The sequence below is a fragment of the Deinococcus marmoris genome (assembly GCF_001949125.1).
Taxonomy (GTDB): domain Bacteria; phylum Deinococcota; class Deinococci; order Deinococcales; family Deinococcaceae; genus Deinococcus; species Deinococcus marmoris_A.
Window position 1 is genome coordinate 1 of sequence record NZ_MSTI01000014.1, and the last position, 22,046, is coordinate 22,046.

The 22,046-nt window shown below is 64.6% G+C and carries 20 protein-coding genes; 13 read left to right on the forward strand and 7 right to left on the reverse strand.

From position 1 onward, the window contains the following. Positions 1–340: 340 nt before the first annotated feature. The 5 genes from BOO71_RS01690 (at position 341) to BOO71_RS01710 (ending at position 9,632) form a co-directional block, all read left to right on the forward strand. The gene (locus BOO71_RS01690; protein WP_075830262.1) at positions 341–3,535 is read left to right on the forward strand and encodes an ATP-binding protein; all 3,195 of its coding nucleotides are present in this window, start codon (positions 341–343) and stop codon (positions 3,533–3,535) included. Between the two features lie 406 nt (positions 3,536–3,941). Further along, entirely contained in the window at positions 3,942–4,130 is a 189-nt protein-coding gene (locus BOO71_RS01695) for a hypothetical protein (protein ID WP_075830263.1), read from the forward strand. A 119-nt stretch (positions 4,131–4,249) separates the two neighbouring features. Then, positions 4,250–5,083 carry a hypothetical protein gene (locus BOO71_RS01700; RefSeq protein ID WP_075830264.1) on the forward strand — a complete coding sequence of 278 codons (834 nt, stop codon included), beginning with the start codon at positions 4,250–4,252 and terminating at the stop codon, positions 5,081–5,083. Positions 5,084–5,324: 241 nt separating this feature from the next. Continuing rightward, complete coding sequence (locus BOO71_RS01705; RefSeq protein ID WP_075830265.1) at positions 5,325–6,071, forward strand: LysE family translocator; 747 nt, start codon at positions 5,325–5,327, stop codon at positions 6,069–6,071. A gap of 405 nt (positions 6,072–6,476) precedes the next feature. Beyond that, positions 6,477–9,632, forward strand: a complete 3,156-nt coding sequence (locus tag BOO71_RS01710) for a hypothetical protein (RefSeq protein ID WP_075830277.1) — start codon at positions 6,477–6,479, stop codon at positions 9,630–9,632. A gap of 3 nt (positions 9,633–9,635) precedes the next feature. Here BOO71_RS01710 and BOO71_RS01715 read toward each other — a convergent pair whose 3' ends face one another. Further along, positions 9,636–10,073, reverse strand: a complete 438-nt coding sequence (locus BOO71_RS01715) for a DUF1772 domain-containing protein (RefSeq protein WP_075830266.1) — start codon at positions 10,071–10,073, stop codon at positions 9,636–9,638. Between the two features lie 256 nt (positions 10,074–10,329). On the opposite strand from BOO71_RS01715, the gene BOO71_RS01720 reads away from it, so the two are divergent. The 6 genes from BOO71_RS01720 (at position 10,330) to BOO71_RS01745 (ending at position 15,126) form a co-directional block, all read left to right on the forward strand. Beyond that, positions 10,330–10,557, forward strand: coding sequence for a hypothetical protein (locus BOO71_RS01720; protein ID WP_175607331.1), 228 nt, complete (start codon positions 10,330–10,332; stop codon positions 10,555–10,557). A gap of 116 nt (positions 10,558–10,673) precedes the next feature. Further along, positions 10,674–11,201 carry a cupin domain-containing protein gene (locus tag BOO71_RS01725; protein WP_075830267.1) on the forward strand — a complete coding sequence of 176 codons (528 nt, stop codon included), beginning with the start codon at positions 10,674–10,676 and terminating at the stop codon, positions 11,199–11,201. A gap of 152 nt (positions 11,202–11,353) precedes the next feature. Then, positions 11,354–11,608 carry a zinc ribbon domain-containing protein gene (locus tag BOO71_RS01730; RefSeq protein WP_075830268.1) on the forward strand — a complete coding sequence of 85 codons (255 nt, stop codon included), beginning with the start codon at positions 11,354–11,356 and terminating at the stop codon, positions 11,606–11,608. A gap of 33 nt (positions 11,609–11,641) precedes the next feature. Continuing rightward, positions 11,642–13,324, forward strand: coding sequence for a C1 family peptidase (locus tag BOO71_RS01735; protein ID WP_075830269.1), 1,683 nt, complete (start codon positions 11,642–11,644; stop codon positions 13,322–13,324). 63 nt (positions 13,325–13,387) lie between these two features. After that, positions 13,388–14,065: a hypothetical protein gene (locus BOO71_RS01740; RefSeq protein WP_075830270.1), complete on the forward strand. Its 678-nt coding sequence runs from the start codon at positions 13,388–13,390 to the stop codon at positions 14,063–14,065. A gap of 26 nt (positions 14,066–14,091) precedes the next feature. Continuing rightward, positions 14,092–15,126 (forward strand): Ig-like domain-containing protein, encoded by a 1,035-nt coding sequence (locus tag BOO71_RS01745; protein WP_075830271.1) that lies wholly within the window; start codon positions 14,092–14,094, stop codon positions 15,124–15,126. Positions 15,127–15,187: 61 nt separating this feature from the next. On the opposite strand, the gene BOO71_RS01750 is transcribed toward BOO71_RS01745, so the two are convergent. After that, positions 15,188–16,210: a phosphotransferase enzyme family protein gene (locus BOO71_RS01750; RefSeq protein WP_083652848.1), complete on the reverse strand. Its 1,023-nt coding sequence runs from the start codon at positions 16,208–16,210 to the stop codon at positions 15,188–15,190. Between the two features lie 32 nt (positions 16,211–16,242). Then, positions 16,243–16,482 carry a hypothetical protein gene (locus tag BOO71_RS26660; protein ID WP_139322680.1) on the reverse strand — a complete coding sequence of 80 codons (240 nt, stop codon included), beginning with the start codon at positions 16,480–16,482 and terminating at the stop codon, positions 16,243–16,245. 782 nt (positions 16,483–17,264) lie between these two features. Here BOO71_RS26660 and BOO71_RS01755 point away from each other — a divergent pair. Further along, complete coding sequence (locus tag BOO71_RS01755) at positions 17,265–18,575, forward strand: replication initiator protein A (protein WP_075830273.1); 1,311 nt, start codon at positions 17,265–17,267, stop codon at positions 18,573–18,575. Positions 18,576–18,964: 389 nt separating this feature from the next. Here the strand turns inward: BOO71_RS01755 and BOO71_RS01760 are convergent, their stop codons facing one another. From BOO71_RS01760 to BOO71_RS01770, 3 genes are all read right to left on the reverse strand, one after another. Beyond that, complete coding sequence (locus tag BOO71_RS01760; RefSeq protein ID WP_075830274.1) at positions 18,965–19,234, reverse strand: hypothetical protein; 270 nt, start codon at positions 19,232–19,234, stop codon at positions 18,965–18,967. Then, positions 19,231–19,818 (reverse strand): ParA family protein, encoded by a 588-nt coding sequence (locus BOO71_RS01765; protein WP_075830275.1) that lies wholly within the window; start codon positions 19,816–19,818, stop codon positions 19,231–19,233. Before BOO71_RS01765 ends, BOO71_RS01760 begins: the two co-directional genes overlap by 4 nt. A 285-nt stretch (positions 19,819–20,103) precedes the next feature. Then, positions 20,104–21,171: a tyrosine-type recombinase/integrase gene (locus BOO71_RS01770; RefSeq protein ID WP_075830276.1), complete on the reverse strand. Its 1,068-nt coding sequence runs from the start codon at positions 21,169–21,171 to the stop codon at positions 20,104–20,106. A 384-nt stretch (positions 21,172–21,555) separates the two neighbouring features. Between BOO71_RS01770 and BOO71_RS28610 the strand changes: the two genes are divergently transcribed. Next, the gene (locus BOO71_RS28610; protein ID WP_254842984.1) at positions 21,556–21,768 is read left to right on the forward strand and encodes a creatininase family protein; all 213 of its coding nucleotides are present in this window, start codon (positions 21,556–21,558) and stop codon (positions 21,766–21,768) included. Here the strand turns inward: BOO71_RS28610 and BOO71_RS26665 are convergent. Then, positions 21,717–22,046 (reverse strand): transposase (locus tag BOO71_RS26665; RefSeq protein WP_303046701.1); only part of this gene is annotated, 330 nt, incomplete at its 5' end. The genes BOO71_RS28610 and BOO71_RS26665 overlap by 52 nt on opposite strands.

Genomic DNA, 22,046 nt, shown 5'->3' on the forward strand with positions numbered 1-22,046 from the left:
TTCCGGGCGTGGAGTGGAGGGATCGGAACAGCGCCGATCCCTCCACTCCACGCCCGGAACCCGTACGAGGCGCGTTGGAAAAACCGCCGCTCTTCGGGTTGCTTGCCAGATAGCCCCTAAAGCAGTTGTCATAAAAAGACTGTTTTCATGACCGAGCAGAGCGGGCAAGCGTCCTAAAGGGCGTCTGTTCTGCCCAAGACAGCGAATGACTTTTGCCGAGCAGGATGGAGAATGGAGTCACCGGAAATCTCTTTTTCCGGTGACTCCATTCGGAAACTTGCGCTAGAGAGAGCGGGTCCAATGCTCAGCGACTGCACCTGCTGAGCATTACACTTGGCGTATGGACTCCGGGCCACTCAAAGTGCGCCTGCTCGGTGAAGCGCGCATCTCGGTGGGTGGCGGCGGGGTCCGTCTGCCCACCCGCAAGGCCCTGGCCCTGATCGCTTACCTGAGTCTAGAAGGCCAGACCTCGCGCGCTCATCTCGCCGGGCTGCTGTGGTCTGATTTTTACGACGATCAGGCCCGCAAGAATCTCCGTCAGGAACTGCACCGCCTGGGGGCGACGCCGCTGGGGGCCTGCCTGGACCTGACCCCCGAACACGTCGGGCTGCGCGGCCAGATCGAAACTGATGTGGAGCAGTTCTGGACGCACGCCCGTCAGGGTGCGCTGGAGGCGGCGCTGAACGTGTACGGCGGCCCCTTGCTGGCGGGACTGGAACTGCGCGGCGCGGCGGGATTCGGCGACTGGCTGTCCGCCTGGCGCGACAGGTTGGCCGCCGAACGGCTGGCGCTGCTGGAACGGTTGCTGGAGGGGCGCGGGGCGTCCAGTGATCTGCGCGGCGCGCTGGAGGTGGCCCGGACACTGATCGCCGACGATGAATTTCAGGAGCGCCACCACCGCGCGGCGATGCGCCTGCACCTGGCCCTGGGCGAGCGGGAGGCGGCCCTTCAGGTGTTCGGGCGCTGCCGCGACATGCTGGAGCGTGAATTTGCGCTGGAGCCGCTGCCGGAAACGCGGGCACTGGCAGATCAGGCTCAGCGCAGGGTGCCGCCTGTGCCAGCCGTCGCCGACGCCACACCGAGTCTGGAGCCGCCGCTGGTGGGCCGCGTGGACGTCTGGGCGCATCTGGAGCGGGCCTGGAGCGCGGGCCGGAGCGTGGTGCTGGCGGGTGAATCAGGCGTCGGCAAGAGCCGCCTGCTGCGCGAGTTCGCCCACAGCAAGGGCCGCGTTTACCCCATGCGCGGGCAGCCGCTCGACGGGGGCGTTCCCTTCGCCACGGTGGCCCGCGCCGTCCGCGAGGTGCTGGCGCAGGAACCTGATCTGGCCCTGCCCGCCTGGGTGCGGCTGGAACTCTCGCGCCTGGTGCCAGAACTGGGGGAGCCGCCCCAGACGCCGCTGCGCTCCGAGGAGGATCGGCTGCGGCTGTTCGGTGCTTACGTCGAATTTCTGGCGGCCTTCTATTCGCGTTTTGACGTGCTGCTGAGCGATGATCTCCAGTTCTTCGATGCCTCCAGCCACGAGCTGAACCTGTACGCTGCCGCGCAACTTGCAGAGCGCGGCCTGCGGCGGCCCACGCTGGGCAGCCTGCGCCGCGACGAACTGCGCCCGGAGGCAGGCGTCTCCCTTGAGCGGCTGACACGCGCCGCCGAGCTGATCGAACTCGCTCCCCTGAGTGAAGGGGCTGTGGCCGAGCTGATCGGGCGGCTGTCAGGACGGGCGGCGGTGCTGTTCCCGCGCCGCCTCTACGCGGCCACTGGCGGCAATGTGTTCTTCATGTTGGAAACGCTGCGCAGCCTGTTCGAGTCGGGCGAGCTGCGTGCCGCAGAGGGTGGAGAGGGCTGGGCCACCGCCTACGACGACGCCACCGAGGACTACCGGGAGTTGCCGCTGCCCCCCAGCGTCCGGCAGGCGGTGCTGACCCGCACGGAGCGGCTGGGGGCGGCGGCGCGGCGGCTGCTGGAGGTGGGCAGCCTGGCGGGCGAACCCTTCACGCTCGAAACGATTTCGCAGGTCAGTGCGCTGGCCGAATGGGAGGCGCTGGAGGCGCTGGAGGGAAGCACCTCGGCGCAGCTTCTGCGGGTGGATGGGAACGGCTACCGCTTCGTCCACGATCTGGCCCGCCGCGCCCTGGCCGAATCCCAGGGGCCAGAGCGCCGCCGATTGATCCACCGCCGCCTGGCCCAGCAACTCAGGCTCAGCGGCGGCCCCCCCGCCGTCGTGGCCGCGCATCTGGAACAGGCCAATCTGCCCAGTGAGGCCGCCGACGCCTGGTTGGAAGCCGCGCAGGCGGCCCAGCAGGTCTACGCCAACCGCGAGGCCCTGGCCCACCTGGGGCGGGCGCTGGCGGTCTTGCCTGCGCCGGAAGCCTCTGCGCCGCAACACTTCGATCTGCGGGCCAGACGGGAGGCACTGGCCCGCGAACTGGGCGAGCGCGAAATACAGCAAACGGAACTGGACGCGATGGCCGCGCTCGCCACCGACGCCTCCCAGCAGTTGACCGTGGCGCTGCGGCGCTCCAATTTTCTGTCACTCACTGGCCACCCGCACGCGGCCCTGGACGCCGCCCAGCAGGCCCACGCTCTGGCCCGGCAGGTGGGCAGCTCCAATGGGTGCGGTGAGGCGCTGATCCGGCTGGCCTCGGCGCTGTACTACGTCGAGGACTTTCAGGCGGCCCTGGCGCGGATCACAGAAGCCATTGAGCTGCCGATGGAGGAGCAAAACGTGGGCCTCGGCGGAACGCAACTCGTCCTGGCGCTCAACTTGCGGGGCATCCTGCATTCGGCCCTGGGTGACCTGGAAGCGGCCCTGGCCGATTACGCCGACGCTCTCCTGGCCTGGCGGACGGCCCCCGATCCGTTACTGCGGGCCAGACTGTCCAACAACCGCGCCACGGTGCTGTGCCTGTACGGTGCCTACGCGCCTGCACACGAGGACGCATCGGCGGCGCTGGAATTGACCCGGCGGCACGGCTTCCGGCAGCTTCAGGGCTTTGCGCTGGACACCCACGCCCGCGCCCTGCGGGGCCTGGGGCACTTTAATGAGGCCCAGGCCGCACTGGAGGCCGCCACCACGCTGGGCCGCCTGACGGGCAATCACCGACTGGTCTCGCATTGCCTTCACCACGGCGTTCAGCTTCTCAATGACCAGGGCCACTTTGCGGCGGCCCTGACGGCGGCGGACGCGGCCCTGGCGTCGGCCAGCGCCACCGAGTCACGCTCCAACCGCATTCTGACGCTGGCGGCCCGCGCGCAGGCGTGGCTGGCGCTGGGCAACCCGCAGCGGGCGCTGACCGACGCCCAGCAGGCTGCCCAACTGGACACGGGCAGTCTGCGCGAGGCGCTGCCCGAGAGCGTGCAACTGGTGCTGGGTCAGGCGCTCCAGGCCAGTGGACAGGCCACCGAAGCTGAAACGGTATTTGCGGCTGCCCGCGACTCGCTGAATGCACGTCTGGAGCGGTTGCATAGCCCTGCCTGGCGACTCGCCTTCACTGCATTGCCACTGTGGCAGGCCCTGTTCGGCCCAGTCCAACCGTGATCTGATACGGACTCCGATTAGAGGGTGTTGAAAACACCCGTAATCCGAGCGGGACTCGCAGAGCTGCGCCGCAGAGGAGCAGCGTCCTCATGGGCGTCTGTTCGCGACGATAGCGAGCAGGAAAAAAACGGGTTCCGGGCGTGGAGTGGAGGGATCGGCGCTGTTCCGATTCCTGCCGCGTTACAAACGGAATCCGTATGAATTGAACTAAAAATTACCTTGTGACGCTCTGGGACTTTCCACGAAGTTCCCGGTGTCGCTGGCGTGTCGCCCGGTTTTCTACGGTGGGGTTCAGCGCCTGGCCTCCCATGTTCGCATTCGCGACGGGCCACGCGCCGCCGCTCCTTGCCGCGCAGACGCAACAAAAAACGTGTACAGGGAACTGAAAGGCCGTACAGGAGGAGAAATGCAGGAGAGACAGGGACGCCTCGTGCTGGAAGTCACCGTGGTGCTGGCCGGGACATCGGCTCCCTGGCAGGCGGAGGTCAAGGTGCGGGGCCGCCCCGACACCCTGACCTTTCACAGTCCTCAGGCGGTCGCCCAGTACCTGCGCCAGTTGGCCGAGCGGCCCGTGTCCAGCCAGGGCTTGCGCTGAGAGCAGGGCACCGCTTCCCGACTTGCCCGTTGCCGACTTGCCCGCACCCTTCCCAGTGTCCACAGTGTCCACACAGACACGCCAGATCAGAAGCCGCCTTTGCGGCCCCAGGAGAGCAGATGAACCAGATCAGAGCGCTCACCCTTCTTGCCCTCGCCCTCGGCAGCGCCTCGGCGGCTCCCGCAGTGTTGAGTCTGACCGCCACCGGCAAGGGCTACGCTGGCCTAGGGGCGGTACAGGCCGGACACGTTCAGGTCAACCTCAAGAACGCCTCGAAGACCGTGGTGGACATCGGGTTTTTCAGGTTGAGGCCGGGCGTGACCGACGCCCAGTTCAAGGCCGCGCTGCTCCCCGTCCTCATGCCCACGCCCCAGGCCAGGGACGCCGACTACAAATTGAGCAAGATCGCCGATGTGCTGGGCGGCACCGTCAACGCCCTGCCTGGAGGCTCCGTGTCGGCAGTGCTTCACCTGACGCCGGGCCGCTACATCATCGCCAGCACGTTCATAGACGAGACCACCCACAAGGCCGCACTCTCGGAGGGCTATTTCCAGCCGCTGACCGTGACCGGGCCACTGCTGAACAATCCCCCCAAACCCGCCGACTACGCCCTGAAGATGGTGGACTACCGCTTCGAGCTTCCCGCCAGAGTCACTCCCGGCACCCACACCTGGCACCTGAGCAACTCGGGTCAGGAGCTTCATTTCGCGGTGATCGCCAAACTTCTGCCCGGCAAGACCATCAAGGATGTGACGATGGGCGGCGACGGGGCGGGGCCGCCTCCGCTGGATTTTGAACACGCGGTGTTCTCCCCGGCCCTCACGTCCGGTCAGGCGCAGGATCTCTCTCTCAACCTGAGTGCCGGAACCTACGCCGTGATGTGCTTTGTCAGGAGCAAGAGCGGCGTGGAACACGCCCAGATGGGCATGGTCCAGGAACTCAGGGTCAAGTGATACGGATTCCGTCTGTAACGCGGCAGAAATCGGGACAGCGCCGATTCCTGCACTCCATGCCCGGAACCCGTTTTTCTCCCACTCACTGTCTTGTCCAGAGCAGCGCCCATGACTGGTACAGCTCGCAGAGAGGACGCCTGGACGCCCGTTCGGATTTCCAGGTGTCCTCGACACCTTTCAATCGGAGTCCGTCTGAGGGCAGGCGGCTGGCAGAACATCACTTTCAGGAGGGACACCACCCATGCCCGATCTTGCCACCCTGGGCCTGTTCGCCCTCGCCACGCTGGCGATCCTGCTGGTTCCTGGCCCCACGGTGCTGTATGTCGTCACCTGTAGCCTGAAGCGGGGCTGGCGGACTGGGCTGGTGTCGGTGCTGGGCGTGGAGACCGGGAGCCTGTTTCACGTCCTGTGCGCCACGTTGGGGCTTTCGGCCCTGCTGGTCTCATCGGCCACGCTGTTCGGCGTGGTCAAGGGGCTGGGCGCGGCCTACCTGATCTCTCTGGGCGTCCGCACGTTGCTGGACAGGGGCAGCGGTAGCATCGGTGCCCAGCACGGCGCTGCCCCGTCGCCCACCTGGCGGCAGGTGTTCTGGCAGGGGGCGCTGATCGATGCCCTGAATCCCAAGACCGCGCTGTTCTTTCTGGCCTTTTTGCCCCAGTTCGTCCGGCCCGGACACGGCGCGGTGGCGGCGCAGACGCTGGTGCTGGGATTGACCTTTCTGGGGCTGGCCGCGCTGAACGACGGCGCGTATGCCCTGCTGGCAGGCCGCCTGGGGCGCGTGCTGGGCGACGATCCGGTGTTTGCCCGGCGCTGGAGGCACGCGGCCAGCGGGATGTACCTCACCCTGGGCGTGGGCGCAGCGGTGGGGATGCCGGGCGAGTGGGCCACCCACGGCCTGACCACCATCCTCCCGCCAGTGCTGATGTCTGAACCGCTTGACCCGCTGCTGATCAGCGGATTTGTGTCCTGCGCCCCCTCCACCCGTTGATCCTGTTCCCTGTTGACAGCCAACGGAAGGCCAGGCCTGAAACACCTCTGATTCGCCCACTCCGGCAGCGCCCACCGGAGACCTCCGCAAGGTTTGGGCGATCAGGCAGGAGAACGGCCAGACCGTGCTGGACACCACGCAGTCTGACCCCGCAGATGGGGAAGTCACTGAACGCTGTCCAGGTCAACGCCTTGCGGCGGTGCGCTGAAAGGGCAAGTCGAGAGCCAGCATCGCCAGAGACTTCGGGATCAGCCGGTAAACGGTCTGCCTGGACCTTCACACACGAGATAAGTCGGCACTCAGCGACAAATCCTGACTGCATCTGGAAGACGTGCTGGCTCGCCTTTCCGATTTTTACACCCGGTCAAACCGCACAACTCCTGTGGACCTATGCTGAAGGCTCAGATGGACGTTCCCCTGACAGTGCTGGGCCAGCGACTGCGCGCCTTGACCGCACGGCGCGTCGGTCTGGCCGCGTATCTGTGGGGCGAGGCCGGCATCGGCAAGTCGTATACCAGCCGCGCGCTGCTGCGGGGAACGCCGTACCGCAGTCTGACGCTTCCGGCCCGGCTGTCCCTGCCCGAACTGGTCCGCACCCTGCCGCGCCCGGCCCGACTGCGCGACTGGACGCGGGCGGCGCTGGACAGCCTGGAAGCGGGACAGACCATGACCGTGACCACCGCCGATCTTCTGGCCGCTCTGCTGGACCAGCTCTCGCCCTTCGTACTCTGTCTTGAAGACCTGCACGAAGCGGACGCTGCCCGCATTCAACTGACGGCTCAACTGGCCGCTGCCGTGGCCAGGACACGCGGGGCCGCCCTGCTGATCAGCAGCCGCCTGCCACCGCCCGAGGCTTGGCCGGAGGATGCGCTGGTTCTGAGCCTGGAACGCCTTTCACCCCAGGCCAGTGCAGTCATGCTAATTGCCGAGGCCGGGGCTGAGCTGCCTGCCGGAGCGTTGGCCTGGATCTTTGAGCGGGCACGCGGCAATCCACTGTTCACCCTGGAATACTTCCGGCTGCTGGCGCGGCAGGGCCATCTGTGGAACGACGGCGAACGCTGGCGCTGGCGTGAACCCGCCGCCGGTCTGCTTCCCCTGACGGTGGAGGCCATCATCGAGCACACGCTGAATCAGGCACTGGAGGGGCCTGCGCTGGCCAACACCTTCATGGCCCAGGCCCTGCTGCCGCTGGGGACGGCCCAGGCCCTCCAGGCCGAGGTAGCGGACCTCTCAGTTCAGACATTCAGCGTGGCCCAGCAGGCGCTGGAGCAGCGGGGGGTGTTGTTGGGCGGGAACTTCGCGCATCCACTGTACCGTGAGGTGGGACTGCGGTTGCTGGACCCAGCCCAGCAGCAGCGATTGGCTGGACGCGCCTTGAACGCCTTGCAGACGCGAGATCCGCAGGGGGCGGCCGCCTTCATTGACCTGGCGGGCCTGGCCGGACCACCCGCCCTTGAGCTGCTGCGCCGGGCCGCAGACGACGCCGGCAAGCAGCAGCAACCCGCGCAACAGGCCAGGTGGCTTGAACGCGCCCTCGGCCATGCCAGTGGGACCGAGCGCCATCCCCTGGCCTTTCAGGCCGCCCGAACTCTGGTAGAGCATGACCTGAAGGCAGCGGGCGCTCTGGCTGAAGCGGCGGTACGGGAACGCCCGGACGATCCAGAGACTGTCATTTTGTTGGCTGAAATCCAGGCGCGTCAATTGAGGCTGACCGAGGCAGAACAGGGGCTGGATCGGCTGTCCACCGGGCCGCACACCGCCCTGACGATCACGGCCAAACGTATTGAGCTGCGGTCCTTTGCCCGGCAGTACGGGGCTGCCGTCGCCCTCTGGGAGCAGTGGCGCAGCGCACTGGACACCCAGGCATCCGCCGCCTTGCACGGCCAGGTGGCCTTCTGCCTGATTCTTCTGGACCGCGAGGACGAGGCCTTTGAACTGGCGACGGCGGGCCTGGACCGCTTCGAATGCACGCCAGAGGAGCGGGCCAAGTTTCTGGGTCTTCAGGCCATGTACTACTCCCGGCGTGGGCTGCCCAGCCGGGCAGTCACGATCTTTGAACAGGTGGCCGAGGAATATGAGCGCATCGGGTCTCCGCGCAGAACGGCGGCGGCCTATGCCAATCTGGCGATTGCGCTGGAACAGGTGGGCCAGTACCGCCAGCAGGCGGCGGCCTGGGAGCAGTCGGTGTCCTGGCGCGAGCAGGCCGCCGATCCCTATCAAACGGGCATCAGCCGCATGGCGCTGGCGAGCGTGCGGACCAAACTGGGGCAGTATCAGGAGGCCGAGGACCTGTTACTGGACTTCCAGGGCCTGCTCAGGGCCGACGATCCAGCCACCACACTCACCTATTTCAGCATCCTGTGCGAACTGTACGCCGCCTGGCGGACCCCGCTCTCCGGCCTTCTGCTGAGAAGACATGCTGTCCAGGCTGTCACGCAGGCGCGTGAACACGGCCATCGAGGCTACCTGGCCGACGCGCTGGGCCAACTGATTCCTGTGGAAGTGGAGGGCGGTCACCTGGCGCAGGCCGACGCCCTGTCTCTTGAATTGCTGACACTGACCGGGGTCCAGGCCAATCCTGAAAGCCAGGTGACCGCCCTGCGGGCGCGGGCCACCGTCCTGGCCGCGCTCCAGCGCTCTGACGAGGCTGACGAGGCACTGGAACAAGGCGAACATCTGGCCGCGCAGCATGACCTGCGAGATGAGTTTCACCTGACTGGGCTTGACCGCGCCCGCTTGAGCCATGATGTCGCCCGCGCCCGCGAACACCTGCACTGGTTCCGTCAGCAGGGATTGAGGACGGCCATTGACCAGACCCTGAATTTTTTTCCCGAACTGGCAGAACAGGCTGGAACGGACAGCGGGAGAACGGGTCCAGATGGTCTACTTCCCGTCTCCGAATGGCCGCACCTGGGTGTGCTGGGCGAACTGCGCTTCAGGTCTGCGGGCGGCCCAGCGGTTCAGGCCGTGCCTGTGCGTGGACGGCAACGCTGCGCCCTGCTCGCTGCTCTGCTGGAAGCCCGGCTGCGCGGTCAGGGCGAGGCGTCCCGACTGGACCTGGTGGACATCCTCTATTCGCAGGCCGATGAGGTTCATGGGCTGGCGGCCCTCAAGGAGCTGGTTCACCAGACCCGCACGGCGCTGGGGCCAGGCGTGATCCAGACCACCGAGGGCGGCTACATGCTGGGCGAGGTGCAAAGCGACGCCGAGATATTTCTGAAGACCGGTGAGACCCGGCTGTGGCGCGGCCCCTACCTGGCGGGTGGCGTTCTGGAACCCGACATGTTGATTCAGGACACCCTGTACCAGTCCCTGCATGCCTGCGCCCAGGCCATGCTGGCCACCGATCCCGCTGAGGCCGCCCGCGTGGGCCGCCTGCTGTGCGGGGCCAGTCCCTATGACTGGGCTGCCCTGGCGCTGACCCTGCGGGCGCTGCGGGCCGCCGGAAACCACCGCAGCCTGGGCCGTTTCTACGCTGCTGCGCGGCAGGGGTTTGAAGAGGTGGGCGAGGCGTTGCCCGCAGACTGGGCGGCCTTTCTGGAAGGCCACGCCCCAGCTTGAGCCTCAGCGCCACAGCAGCAGCAGGACGAAGGCCAGCCCGCCCAGCACCGTCCGAAGCGGGTGAAGGTCAGACCAGCGCCGCCGAAGCTGTTCGCCCTCGGGGGGTGGCTGCCGCGCGTCGTACCCTTGCAGCGCCAGATTGAGCGGCACCATCAGCCGCACTGTCACCAGCACGTCGGCCAGCACCACGGCGAAGGCGAGCAGGGCCAGCCAGCCACGTCCGGTACCGAAAGTTAGCGCGAAGAGGCCCAGGCAGCACGCCATCAGCGCCAGCAGCAGCGGGGGCATCATGCGCCGGAACAGCGCGTCACGCGGCTGGTGCATTTGCAGGTAGGCGCTGAGGCCCACCTCGCGCAGGTAAAAGCCCTCCAGCAGCCCTGAAACCAGGATGCCCGCATTCAGGCCCGCCAGTACGGTGCCGATCACCCATAACAGATTCATACGGCCTCCTTTGACCCCGGCTTCAAGCGCCGCTTCACCGTACACCCACGCTGGGGCGGCGTGAAGTGAGCGGCGCAAGCCCCCCTTTTGCTGACCGCCGTATCACCGTGGGCGGCTCAGGCTGTGGGTCAAGGAGGGGGAAAGAGACAACCAGAAACACAGTCGGCTCCGGCATTCATCGGCCCAGCCACTTCGGAAGCGCGGGCCACTGCTGGCCTTTTCCGACGCATTCTTTCAGTCCCGGGGGGAAGAAATCATGTTCAGAAAAGCTCTGCTGCTGTGCGCCGCTGGCGTACTGGCGTCCAGTGCCACATTGGCCCTGGCCCAGTCGCCACAGTTCTACCGCCTGCAACTCCAATCGGACGGACAGTATCTGGACGCCGATCACTGCACGGCCACGCTGGGCCTGAATCCAGGGTCCACCTACGCGGACGGAGCCTGCCAACTGTGGCGCCTGGTTCCCGAAGCGGTGCGGATCGACTGAAGCAGGGCCGGGACAGGTGGCTTAGCGCGGTCTGTCCCACTCTGCGGCCAGAGCCGCCTCTTCCCGAATGACCACCGGCCTTCACCAGATCAACCGAGAAGATCAAGGAGCCGTGTATGACTGACCCCACCTCTGCCCTCTCCCGCCGTGAACTGATTCAGCGTGCCGCCGTCCTGGGACTGGCGGGCCTGCCCCTGGTGCGCGGTGCCGGACTGGCCCAGACCACTCCCGTTCTGGTAACACCATCCGCTACAGGGGCGACGGCCAGCGACTACAAATTGAGCCTGGCTGGCCTGGCCCCCGTCACCATTCTTCAGGACGTGAGCGCCCGCAAAGGCAATAAGGCGGCCTGGCCGCTGCTGGCGGGCGTGTCGATTGCACAGGTGGAACTCCCGGAAGGCACCTGGCGAGCGCCGCATTACCACACCAATGCCCACGAACTGGCGGTGATCGTGCGGGGAAGCGCGAAGGCCGGACTGCAAACGCCGGGGCAGGAGTGGCTGGAACTGGAGCTGGCGGAAGGAGACTGCGTGTATTTTCCGCTCGGCTGGCCGCACTGGCTCAGGAACACCGGCAAAGGCGCGCTGCACACGTATTTCAACTACGGGCATGAACAACCCGCCACCGTTGAAGTTCCGGGCTGACGCAGATAACACGTAAAGCGTAGCCATCACACTGCCCAAACCCCATGCCGGGCGAACCCGTCCGTAGCGCTCCACCCCATTCCTGGCTCCACCCACCCCCATTCAGAAGTGGCACCAGCGCCCTCACCCACCGTTCTTCAGGAGGCGTTCTCGTGAACCCCAGCAGCGAAACCCCGAACGACCCCACTGGCGGCTTGGGTTCAGCCACCACCACAGTGCCCGCCGCCGTGCGCTACCGCCTGTGTCCCCGTTGCGCGCGGGCCGTGCCGATGACCTCCGGCGAGCGCTACTGCGCCAACGACGGCACGCGGCTGCTGGACGGCTGCCCGCAGTGCCACGCGCCCATCACCTCGCCGTATGCCCGCTACTGCGTGCGCTGCGGCACGGACCTCAAACGCCCGTCCTAAGCCACCCAGCGCCCAAACCCCAAGGAGAACACCATGTCCAAGTCCAAGCTGCCTCCCGTCCTGATTCTGCTGACCCTGGCCCTGGCCGCCTGTGGTTCTTCTGGTGGTGGGGGAAATCCTCCACCAGACGACGCACAGGCCGCCTTTTTCAAGGCACAGCCCGAATTCGGCGGCACCGCGCCTGCGGGTATAGAGAGCGTGACGCCCGCGCAGTTCATGGAAGCCGTCAAGAACGGCGGCAAGGTCATTACCGAGCAAGACCTTGCCAAAGAACAGGCCGCCCAGGAAAAGCAGGACGCGCAGGACGATGCCGACGCCCGCGCCTACATCAAGCAGTACCCGGAATTCAGCGCCATTCTGAATCCCCCGGCAGCCGACGCCATCAACGCGGACGGAGACCGATTGATCCAGGTTTCCACGGCAGGCGGACCCAAAACGGTCACGCTGATGGGCAACGCCTTCGGCAAGGCCGTGCTGGCAACCCACGCACGCACCTTTCCCAGCCAGGTCAACCAGTACAACCTGTACAGCACGCTGTATACCGATCTGGACATCACCCTCAAAAAGCTGAACAACACCGTGCAGCAGTTCGGCCTGCCCGCGCCGGACGAGGTCAAGAACTACAGCGCCGACAGGTTGCTGATTCTGAACAAGAAGGCCAGCGACGTGATCCGCGAGTACGGGGCCGAGATTTACAACATCGCGTCCCTGCTCGATCCGGCCAATGCGGAAACGGGATCGAAAGACCAGTTGGACCGGACCCAGAAGGGAGCCTGCCAAGCGCCCGCCGCCGGGGGTATCTACAACAACTTCGACTGGCCCCTCAAGGGGCTGACCACCACCGTCAAGGATCAGGGGCAGCGCGGCACCTGCTGGGCCTTCGCCACCGTGGCCGCGCTGGAAGCAGAAATCGCCCGGCGGGATCACAAGCTGGTCAACCTCTCGGAAGAGGATTACGCGGGCCACCGCTTTATTGAGTGGTCTCCCCGCAAGTTCGGCGAAGGCGGCGACCCGATTGGCATTGCCCAGAAGGCCAGTTCGGCAGCCTACATCTTCGCCTACGAGTCGCAGTGGCAGTACAACAAGAGCCTGAGCCGGATTGCCGACGCTGCAAAGCAGACCTACACCAGGTCGTGCAACAACTATCAAGACAGCGGCGTGAATTACGGCCCCTGCTCGAACACCACCGATCAGAGCGACTGGTACGTGACCCTGGTGGGCGGCAAGCTCTACCTGCTACGGCGACTGCCCAACACGGGCGTGGGCAGCGGCTACCGCATGGGCTTACCCACCGATTTCTGGAACCAGAGTGACCTGGATCAGAGCATGGTGATCCTGCTACTGCGCTCAGTGCTGGGCCACCCCACCACCATCACGATGGACGCCCGCTACATGAAGCCCACCGCCAACACCGCGCCGTCCATGAACAACATGAATCCCGACGCCAACGGCTTTGTCCTCGCCCAGACCAAAAGGAATCTGCCGGGCGGCGTGCCGGACTGGGAACTGGATCACGTCATGACCGTGACCGGCTTCATCTCCAGCCAGAACCTCCAGAAGAAGCTGCCCAACCAGCCGGTGGCCGACGATTACGGCTACTTCATCGTCAAGAACTCGTGGGGCGACTGCTGGGGCGATCAGGGCTTCGTGTACCTGCCGTGGACGTGGGTGAAGACCTTCACCGGGCAGGCCAGCACTGGGATTGCGCCGGAGTAGCGTGACGCGGGGGCGAGGAGTTCAGCCCTCGCCCTCCTCCATCTCAATCAAAGGACAGTTGATATGAACACGTTGCGCCCACGCTTTTTTCCACTCTTTATCGCCCTTGCCCTCACGCCCACTGCCGCTGCCCAGAGCTATTCCCTGGTGATCAACGGACAATCCGCCCCGGCCAAAGCCATCGTCGTGAACGGGCAGACGTATGTGCCGCTCTCGGCCCTCAAATTGCTGGGGATTCCCAGTAGCCTGGCGGGCAGCACCCTGACGCTGGGCAGCGCGGCCCCGGCCACCTCGCCTGGCGGCGCGAATCAGCGCGCCTCGCTGGAGGGTTGCATCAATGAAACGCTGTTCAACGGCGTGTGGCGCATGACCGTCAAATCGGTGACGCCGATCAGCCGTTACAACGGGCAGAACAAGGGCTACGCGCTGAGCGTGGAGTGGAAGAACGGCGCGAAGACCACTGCCGACGCGCTGAACAGCGGGGTCAAGTCCTTTCAACTGATCTTGCAGGACGGCAGCACGCTGGAAAGCGAGAACGTGCAAGAAATTCAGTACAAAAAACTGGCACAGGGCGCGGGCAACACCTTCACGCTCAATTTCTACGCCGATTCGGCGCAGTCGCCGCGCCTGACCCCGCCCGACAAACTGCTGGTGGAGATCAATCCATTGGCCAGCGCCATGAAAGCGGCCTACACCACGCCCACGCCCAGTTTCCGGGTACGGCTGGGGTGTCAGAAATGAACCGTCCAGCATCACAAGGAGCCGTCATGTCCCAGAGTCCCCTGCCCGCCGTGTCTGTCTTGGTTCTCCTCAGTCTGACCCTGGCCTCTTGCGCCACTGGCGGCGGTTCCGGCGGCACCCCCGACACGCCGCCGACGGTGATCTCGGTCAGTCCCGCCAACGGCGCAAGAGGCGTTAAGTCCGACGCCAGAATCGTCGTGACCTTCAGCAAGGCGATGGATCAGGCCGCCACCCAGGCCGCCTACCAGTCTGCCGATCTGCCCGGCACCGCCGTGACCTTTGCGTGGAGTGCCGGGGACACGGTGCTGAGCATCCAGCCGAACACGCTGCTGACGTATGCCCAGGGCAGCAGCTTTACCGCTGTGGCGAAACGGTACGACTTCAGCCTGACTGGCACCGCCAAGGATAAGGCTGGGAAGACCCTCGGCCTGACCACTTCCGGCTTCACGACGCTGCGTGACATCACCGTTGCGCTGCCCATCGTGGCCGCGCTGGACGGCGAGGAGTACAGAGTGGGAAGCAACTTCGCCAGTGTCCTGAACGCGCCGGTCATTCATGTTGGCGATACCCTCGGCGGCGGCGGGATTCGGGGTCTACTTACCTTCGATCTGTCGGCCATTCCTGCTGACATCGCTGCCGCCCCGCTGGCGGCCACTCTGAAGCTGCGGAAGAATGTTGTCGATGGAGACCCTTACACGGCCCTGAATCCCTGTATTCCCACCAAGACCTCGCCGTGCGCCAGCCTCTTCGTACCGGTCACGCTGGAACACGTCAATTTCGGCACGGCCCTGCTCGTTGGCGCGGCGTACAACACGCCTGCCCTCCATGAGCTGGGAGCCATCGACAGTCACTCGGTGCCGCAAAACACGGAGGTCAAGGCATCGGTGCTGGTGGCCGTGCAAGATGACCTGGCGAACCGGGTGCTGCGCGATAACCGTTCGCAATACCGCCTGAGCTTTCCCAAAGAATCCAACGGCGACAGCTCTCCCGATACCGTAGCGTTTGCCGCAGGCGAGTCAGGCACGCCACCGTCCATCGCGGTGGAGTACAGGGTTCCCTGACGGGCCGACTCTTGAAGAGTTTGTGCTGGGTGCGTGTTTTGCCAGCCCACGTCACCCGCACTCAAAGTCTGGCCCAGTCCACGGCGCAGATCACCTCGCCCTGCGCCACCCGGCGGGCGTAGCGGTCAACGATTGCCCGGTCTCCAGCCTGTTCGAGCCGCTCATGCGGCGTGCCGATGCCCCATGCTTCGGTCAGCACACCCAGCATCAGCACGTCGCGCAGGCAGAGCAGATCGGCCATCCTCTCTCGCCAGTCCGGAGGCAGCGCGCAGACCTCCTGATAGGCAGGCAGGTAAAGCTCCAGAAAACGCTGACAGAATCTGGCCCCGTCCTGACCCTGGGGGGCCAGCAGCGCCACGCTGTGCAAGCTGACGGCCAGGTCATTCAGGAAAAAATGGTATTCGCAGTCGTCGAAATCGAAGACATGCAGGGTCTGGCCGTCCCAGTGGAGGTTGTCGCCGTGCAGGTCCGACTGGATCAGGCCGTAATTCTGTGGCGTGCGCGGCCAGACCCTCACCCGTTCGATCAGGGCCTGCCCGCGCCGCCGCTGCCCGTCCAGACCGGGAGGCAAGCGCCGCAAATCCAGCACGGGTTCGGTGTGCCAGGGCCGACGCCGGGGCAGGTGCGGGTCTGGCGTGTAGTGGCGGGCCAGGACATGGAGCTGTCCCGTGAGTTTGCCCCAGGCCCGAATCACCTCGGACGTCAGATCTCCGGCCCGCAGCGGATGGCCCGGCAACCGGGCAAAGGCGCAGGCCAGCCAGCTTCCACCTTCCGGGTCAGGGTCTTGCTCGACCCAGTGCCCCGCCCGTGACGGCAGGGGGTGGGGTGCGGGCAGGCCGTGGGCGGCCAGGTGACGGGTAAAATGCAGCTCGGACTCGATGAACGCCCGCTCCCGGCGCAGGGTGTGGGTCAGCTTCAAAACCCGCTGCGGCGTGGCGAACACGGCACTCTCAAACCCACCCAGCGCCACCGCGCCTTCCATCTCAAAGCGGGCCAGCAGGCGCAGCGCGGCCTCCGCAACAGATTTACGCGCGATGGCGGGCAGCATGGCGCTACCGTACTCGCCTGCCCGCAAGCGGCGCATGGGCCAGGTGGCCTAGCCCAGGGCAGGACGCTTCACAGCCCGGTTGCGCTGAGCGTGAAGCCCGGAAACCCGTACAGGTGAGTGGCGTCGGCGGTCCCGAGAATTAAACAGGTGATTCCGCCTTCAGGGGCTGCGTCCAGATGTTCACGGCGCGCCCCGACCAGCCACGGCCAGCAATTAGTGGGGCTGCTGGACATGCACCCTCCAGTCTGGCCCGAGGCCCGCGCCGAGCTGAAGGTCCTGCCCAGATCGAGCTGGCGTCTTGCCAGCATCTCGGTCTTTCCCGGGACCAGGATTCCTGCGCGGTTGGCAGCGCTCTCCCCTGTTCTCAGGCTGTGCGGGATATCAAACTCCGTTCTGACTGTCGGAGTCGCACACCCCCGACCCACCTGGCGCGCCGGATATCCACCCACCGTTCGCTCGCAGCCCACCCTCCCCCGTGTCCATGCATCTCCCCTTTCAGCTTAAGCCTTCGTCTCCTGGCCATTTGAACGCCATTTCAAATTCTGACCAGGCGCCGCGACCTGTCATCCCATCTGGCCAGAGCGAATGGCCTTGGCGCAATGGAGAAATCCCTGCCACAAGAGATCCAATCCACAAAATCACAAAAAAACATTTTTACACAAATAGAATATGACATTCTTATGGTGACGCCTACCATCGCTAACTTTGAGTCACCTCTATCGCTAGCTTTGAGTCAAACGCGGGATACTGGCGTGTCAGACGCAGGCCATCTACTATCGCTAGCTTTGAGTCAAAAGGACCGAAAATGACCTTTTTGGCACGCTAACTTTGAGTCGTCAGCCCATTTAAACTGTCGCTAGCTTTGAGTTTTTCGCCCCAAAATGGCACGCTAGCTTTGAGTCACCAGCACGCTAGCTTTGAGTCAAAGCCCCAGAAAAAGCACGCTGGCTTTGAGTCGAATCGGCGACAATCCACGCTAGGTTTGAGTCAAAGGGTCAGAAAAACCCTCGCCCAGCGCGGTTCTGAAGTTCGGCTTGATGATGCAATCAATCTTTTTTTATATCTTTTAAAATCACTATAATCATCAATCATGCATCAGGGCAACGAACCGCTGATCAACGAATTGACCCTGGCACGTTCCGGGGTCTTCAGCATCCTGAACCGGGAAGGTGGCGACGATCAGCGGTGGGAAACGACGTTCAGCATCGGGGACCGGGATTTCTACGTTCAGGGGGTGGCTGCGCGTGGCCGTCCGCACGGCGTGGACCCCGATGTCCTGCTCGCCATGCAGACGCTGTTCTTTGAGGCCGGATGCCCTGACGACGACACGGTGGAATGTACGGCCTACGCCCTGCTCAAGCTCACCCCCATGGGAACCCGTGGGAACGCTTACAGCAGGCTGCGCGACAGCCTGCTGAGGTTGGAGGGCGTGAGCTGGCTGATGAGGGTCTCACGGCAGTCTGGTGGCCGTCACCGGGGCACCACGGAGACCAGTCGGCTGATTGACCGCATCTCGGTACGGGACACCAGCCTGAGTGCCAGTGGGGAGGGCGGCACCATCGAGGCGGGGGCGCCGCTCCGGGTCACGTTCTCCCGGCATTTTGCCCAGTCGATCCGCGAGGGCTTTTATCAGATTCTCGATGCCGAATTGCTGGGAGACCTCAAGCAGCCCACGGCGCGGAGCCTGTACCGGGTGCTTCAGGCCCACCGGGTGGGTGACGACGGCTCGCTGGCCCGCGAACTGCCCGTCATCATGGCTGCGTGGCGAGAGGCCACCGGGCTAAGCGGCCAGCGCTCCAACAACGTCAAGCGGACCCTGGACGGTGCCCACGCCCACCTGATTGCCGCCAAGTACCTGCGTGACGTGGCCTATGAGGGTTCAGGTGAAGGGACCCGCATCACCTACGCATTCGAGGGTGAAGTGGATCCTGAACTGGTGGCGCTGCTGACCGACATGAAGGTGACGCGCCCCGTGGCCGAGGCGCTGGTGACCGAACACCCGGACCGAATTCATGACGTTGTTCAGGCCATGCGGAGCCGCCTCGCCCAGGGCTTCAAGCCCCGGTCTCTGGGCGCGGCAATGGTCGACGCAGTGCGGAATCCCGAGAAATACGTCGCCGACGCCACTTCTCCCTTGCCGAATACCGCGCTCCCACGGAAGAGTGCAAAGGTGAAATCCAAGCCCGAACCGCAGCCCCTGCTGTTGCCCCTGACCCAGGCAGAATCGCTGGGGATGATCCGCAACATTCTGAAGGTCAAGCTGGGCCGTGCGCCCCATACCGCAGCGCTCGAGAAACTCGCCGACTTGTCTGCTGAAGCGGTGGACCGGCTGGCTGCGGCAGCCAGGAGTCAGGAGAACCTGATCGCGGCTGTCGAGGCCGCCACAGGGGAAGCACCCTAGAAAACTGGCAATCGTGACCTGGCTGCCGTACCGTACTCGGATCTCACTCTTGTGTGAAACTGTGGAAGTGTGAAATATTTTTCATATGACATCACACTTTCATCATTATGAATTCTGGCATTCCGACAAAAATATTGCCCCACAATCCTGTAAAGCTATTTAAACACAAGAATAATTTTATATGAAAATGTGATTCTAAGATCACACAACAATACGCTTTCGCAAGCAAGGCCCATACGCTGTCATAGCCCTGCCGATCCGCCCGCCTACACGCGTTTTCTCCGTGGTCAGCAAGTGGCCAATAACTGGTGTTGAGTAGTAAAAACACATTTCTACAATTGTGTGAAATTATAATTGTAAAGTCAATATATTATCACATTTTTACAAAGTCACTTCTGTGTGATTTTACCTTCCTGTGCGTCCAGCGAGGTGAGCAGGAGTTGCTCCGCAAGCTCCTGCACCGTCATCTCGCGTTGAACCGCCAGCAGTTTGAGCCGCTTGTGCGTCTGCGCCCGGAGCGCCACGTTGACCCGTCTTTCCGGTGGCGTGGGAGGCTGGATCTCCGGTGGGGGGGCGGCTTCGGCCTGTGGACGGGGGACATCGGCGGCCCTGCGCGCTGCCCCCAGAATGCTGCTGGCATCGGTCTGCTTTCTGGTCATTCCGTGACTCCCAGGGTTTCCAAGGCGGCCTTGAACGGAGCCGTGAGATGTGCGGGAATCAGGTTGCCGAACGCGCGCTGATAATCCACGGCCTTGCGGATCTGCGCCACCACCGGGTAACCGAGTTCTTCCAGCGCTGGTTTCATTGCGCCGCTGACATTGTCGTGTTCCAGTCGGTTCAGCACAAATCCCAGTTGCACGCCCTCCTGCAAGTCCACCTGGCTCAGGGCCTGGACGGTTTCTTGCAAGCGGTCCATCTCGCCGGCCCCTGGCAGCAGGGGAACCAGCAACACATGAGACTGCCGGGCCGTGTCCTGGAGTGTCCGGGTGTCATTGGGCGGCGTGTCGACCACGAGAAAATCCGTCTCGGCCAGCCGGGTGGCCTCCATCGGTCCGATGACCTGATAGGGGAGAACGGTACCGTTGGCCTGCGCGCCGTGTTGCCAGCCCATGGCGCTGCCCTCCGGGTCGCGGTCAAGGAGGGCCACCCGGTACCCCATCTCACCCAGCACCTGCGCCACACCCACCGACAGGAGCGTCTTCCCCACGCCTCCTTTGCGGCTCAACACACTGATGACTTTCACACCTTCACTCTTTCACACCAATATATTTATAGCAACTCAATTTCTCACACAAATACAAAATCACATTCGTGAAGAAGATTATCCTGGTCCTGTTGACGCTGGTCGACTTTGATCGCCCGTGACCTGGACATCACTGGGAACGGCATGTGTCCAGGGAAAGATGGAGTGGGGCCAGCCTCCAGATGCCGTACATGGTGTGCCGAGGCAAAGTGGGCAGAGCAGGGGAGAGGTGGGCGTGGACAAACGGCCTTGCGCTGGGTAGCGGTTGGGTGTTCATCTTCCCATTCACTCGACTGTCTCAGCCGCGATGAGTGCAGCCCGGCGGGTGTCCCGGTCAAGTTTGGCGTACACGGCGGAGGTGGCCACCGAGGCGTGGCCCAGCACATCGGCGACAACGTGCAGGTCGCGGGTGGCCCGGTACAGCCGGGTGCCTGCGGTGCGGCGCAGGGCATGGACGCCGCGCAGGGTTTCGTCCAGACCCAGCCGCTGCCCGTAGCCCGCAACGACGGCGTACAGTCCCCGGTTCGAGAGGCGGCGGCCACGGGCGGCAGGCTGAAAGGAAATGAGCAGTCCCCCGTGGTCTGCCTCGCCGTGCGGGACCACCGTGGAGCGCGCGGTCAGCCAGGTCTGCAAGGCCGCGAGCGCGCCCGGCGGCACATCGACGGTGCGCGCCTTGCGCCCCTTGCCGTGTCTGATCCGCAGGCGCGCGGCGCGTACGTCCAGATCCGCCACGTCCAACTGAACCATTTCGTCCAGCCGCAACCCCAGCCGCGCGCCGAGCACCAGGATGGCCACGTCGCGGGCCTGGCGTTCCGGGGCGTAACCCAGACTCTGGGGAAGCGCCAGCAGCTCGTTGAGCAGCCCGGTGGGCAATGCGCCCTTGCGTTCGTGGGCCGCCGTGCGTTCACGGGGAGCGCGCACCGCCCGGGTAGGATCCTCGACGAGGACTTCGGCCCAGACCAGGGCGCGGGTCAGGGCGCGCAGGCCGTACAGGTAGGTCCGGGCGCTGTCGGCGGACAGGCGCTCGGTGGTGGGCCGGGCGTGCCGGGTCCGTGGACGGCGCGGGCGCGTGCGCAGGTGCAGCAGGTACTGCTCGACCTGCTCGGGCGTGAGCTGGTTGAGGGCCAGGGTCTGCGCCTCGCTCCAGGCCCAGGCCAGAAAATCCCGAACGGCCAGGTGGTAGCTGCGCAGGGTACGGGGGCTGGTGTCCGAACCGGCGACGCCTTTGAGGTGTACGTGGTAGGTCACCAGTTCACACAGGGCCGCGACGTCCTGATCCTGAAGGGCCTGAAGCACGTGATCCTGTCGGGTGGAGGGCTGGGTCCAGCGGGAGGCCGGGAAAAGCTGGGTCATGCTTGCAGCTTACTGTTGCTTAGAATCCTAAGCAACAGTAAGCTTTTAAGTGAGCTGGCGTCAGGGCAACGCCGGGCAGTTGCGACACGGTGTGGCCGACGAAAAGACAGCGGTGATTCATCCTGGCCTTTCCAGGTCCGTAGCTGAACGTCTCGCTGTCTAACCGCTGATCGGTTCGCCCGCTCATGCGCAGTCGCGCCGCTGAGGGGCGCCCTCGCCTATTGAATGGTATCGGCGTCAGCTCACTGGATCCCCATGACACCGCTTCCCAGAAGACCGTCACATCGTCGACCCGCGCGATGTGGAAGGGCTGGTGCTGCCCGCCGTGGAAGTGCAGAGAACGACCCGAACGACACCGTCAGGCAGCCTCAAAAAGGAGACATGATGACCGCGCTTGAACAGATCAACTGGATGCAGGTGGAGAAATACCTGAAAACGGATGACCGCTGTGTCCTGCCGCTGGGCAGCACCGAGCAGCACGCGCACCTGAGCCTGTGCGTGGACAACATCCTGCCCTTCAAGCTGGCCCAGGACGCGCTGGGCGCTCAGTACCCGACAGTTTCTGCTCCTATGGTCTGGTGCGGCATCCAGAGTTGAATCAGATCAAGCAGTTCATCTCCCGAAGCCCCGACTTGACGGGAAGACGCCCGGACGAGCGACCGGAGGCCCAGGGTCACAACACTCCATGCGTGCCGTCCGTGTTTTTTGAGGGTCATATGTTGGTTGATGCCGGCCAGGACGCTCCAGACATAGGCCAGGGTCAGCAAACAGAGCAGCCGCGTCACATGACCGGGAAGCGTCATGTGGGTGTTTTCCAACTGGAACCCCTTCGTTTTCAGTGCCCGGAACAGGCATTCGATCTTCCAACGCTGGCG

Coding starts and splice junctions, on each gene's coding strand:
- BOO71_RS28610 (WP_254842984.1), top strand. CDS start 21,556: ATGACCGCGCTTGAACAGATCAACTGGATGCAGGTGGAGAAATACCTG.
- BOO71_RS26660 (WP_139322680.1), bottom strand. CDS start 16,482: ATGCTGGCAAGACGCCAGCTCGATCTGGGCAGGACCTTCAGCTCGGCG.
- BOO71_RS01755 (WP_075830273.1), top strand. CDS start 17,265: ATGCATCAGGGCAACGAACCGCTGATCAACGAATTGACCCTGGCACGT.
- BOO71_RS01760 (WP_075830274.1), bottom strand. CDS start 19,234: ATGACCAGAAAGCAGACCGATGCCAGCAGCATTCTGGGGGCAGCGCGC.
- BOO71_RS01735 (WP_075830269.1), top strand. CDS start 11,642: ATGTCCAAGTCCAAGCTGCCTCCCGTCCTGATTCTGCTGACCCTGGCC.
- BOO71_RS01720 (WP_175607331.1), top strand. CDS start 10,330: ATGTTCAGAAAAGCTCTGCTGCTGTGCGCCGCTGGCGTACTGGCGTCC.
- BOO71_RS01705 (WP_075830265.1), top strand. CDS start 5,325: ATGCCCGATCTTGCCACCCTGGGCCTGTTCGCCCTCGCCACGCTGGCG.
- BOO71_RS01725 (WP_075830267.1), top strand. CDS start 10,674: ATGACTGACCCCACCTCTGCCCTCTCCCGCCGTGAACTGATTCAGCGT.
- BOO71_RS01750 (WP_083652848.1), bottom strand. CDS start 16,210: ATGCGCCGCTTGCGGGCAGGCGAGTACGGTAGCGCCATGCTGCCCGCC.
- BOO71_RS01770 (WP_075830276.1), bottom strand. CDS start 21,171: ATGACCCAGCTTTTCCCGGCCTCCCGCTGGACCCAGCCCTCCACCCGA.
- BOO71_RS01710 (WP_075830277.1), top strand. CDS start 6,477: ATGGACGTTCCCCTGACAGTGCTGGGCCAGCGACTGCGCGCCTTGACC.
- BOO71_RS01740 (WP_075830270.1), top strand. CDS start 13,388: ATGAACACGTTGCGCCCACGCTTTTTTCCACTCTTTATCGCCCTTGCC.
- BOO71_RS01690 (WP_075830262.1), top strand. CDS start 341: ATGGACTCCGGGCCACTCAAAGTGCGCCTGCTCGGTGAAGCGCGCATC.
- BOO71_RS01695 (WP_075830263.1), top strand. CDS start 3,942: ATGCAGGAGAGACAGGGACGCCTCGTGCTGGAAGTCACCGTGGTGCTG.
- BOO71_RS01700 (WP_075830264.1), top strand. CDS start 4,250: ATGAACCAGATCAGAGCGCTCACCCTTCTTGCCCTCGCCCTCGGCAGC.
- BOO71_RS01745 (WP_075830271.1), top strand. CDS start 14,092: ATGTCCCAGAGTCCCCTGCCCGCCGTGTCTGTCTTGGTTCTCCTCAGT.
- BOO71_RS01715 (WP_075830266.1), bottom strand. CDS start 10,073: ATGAATCTGTTATGGGTGATCGGCACCGTACTGGCGGGCCTGAATGCG.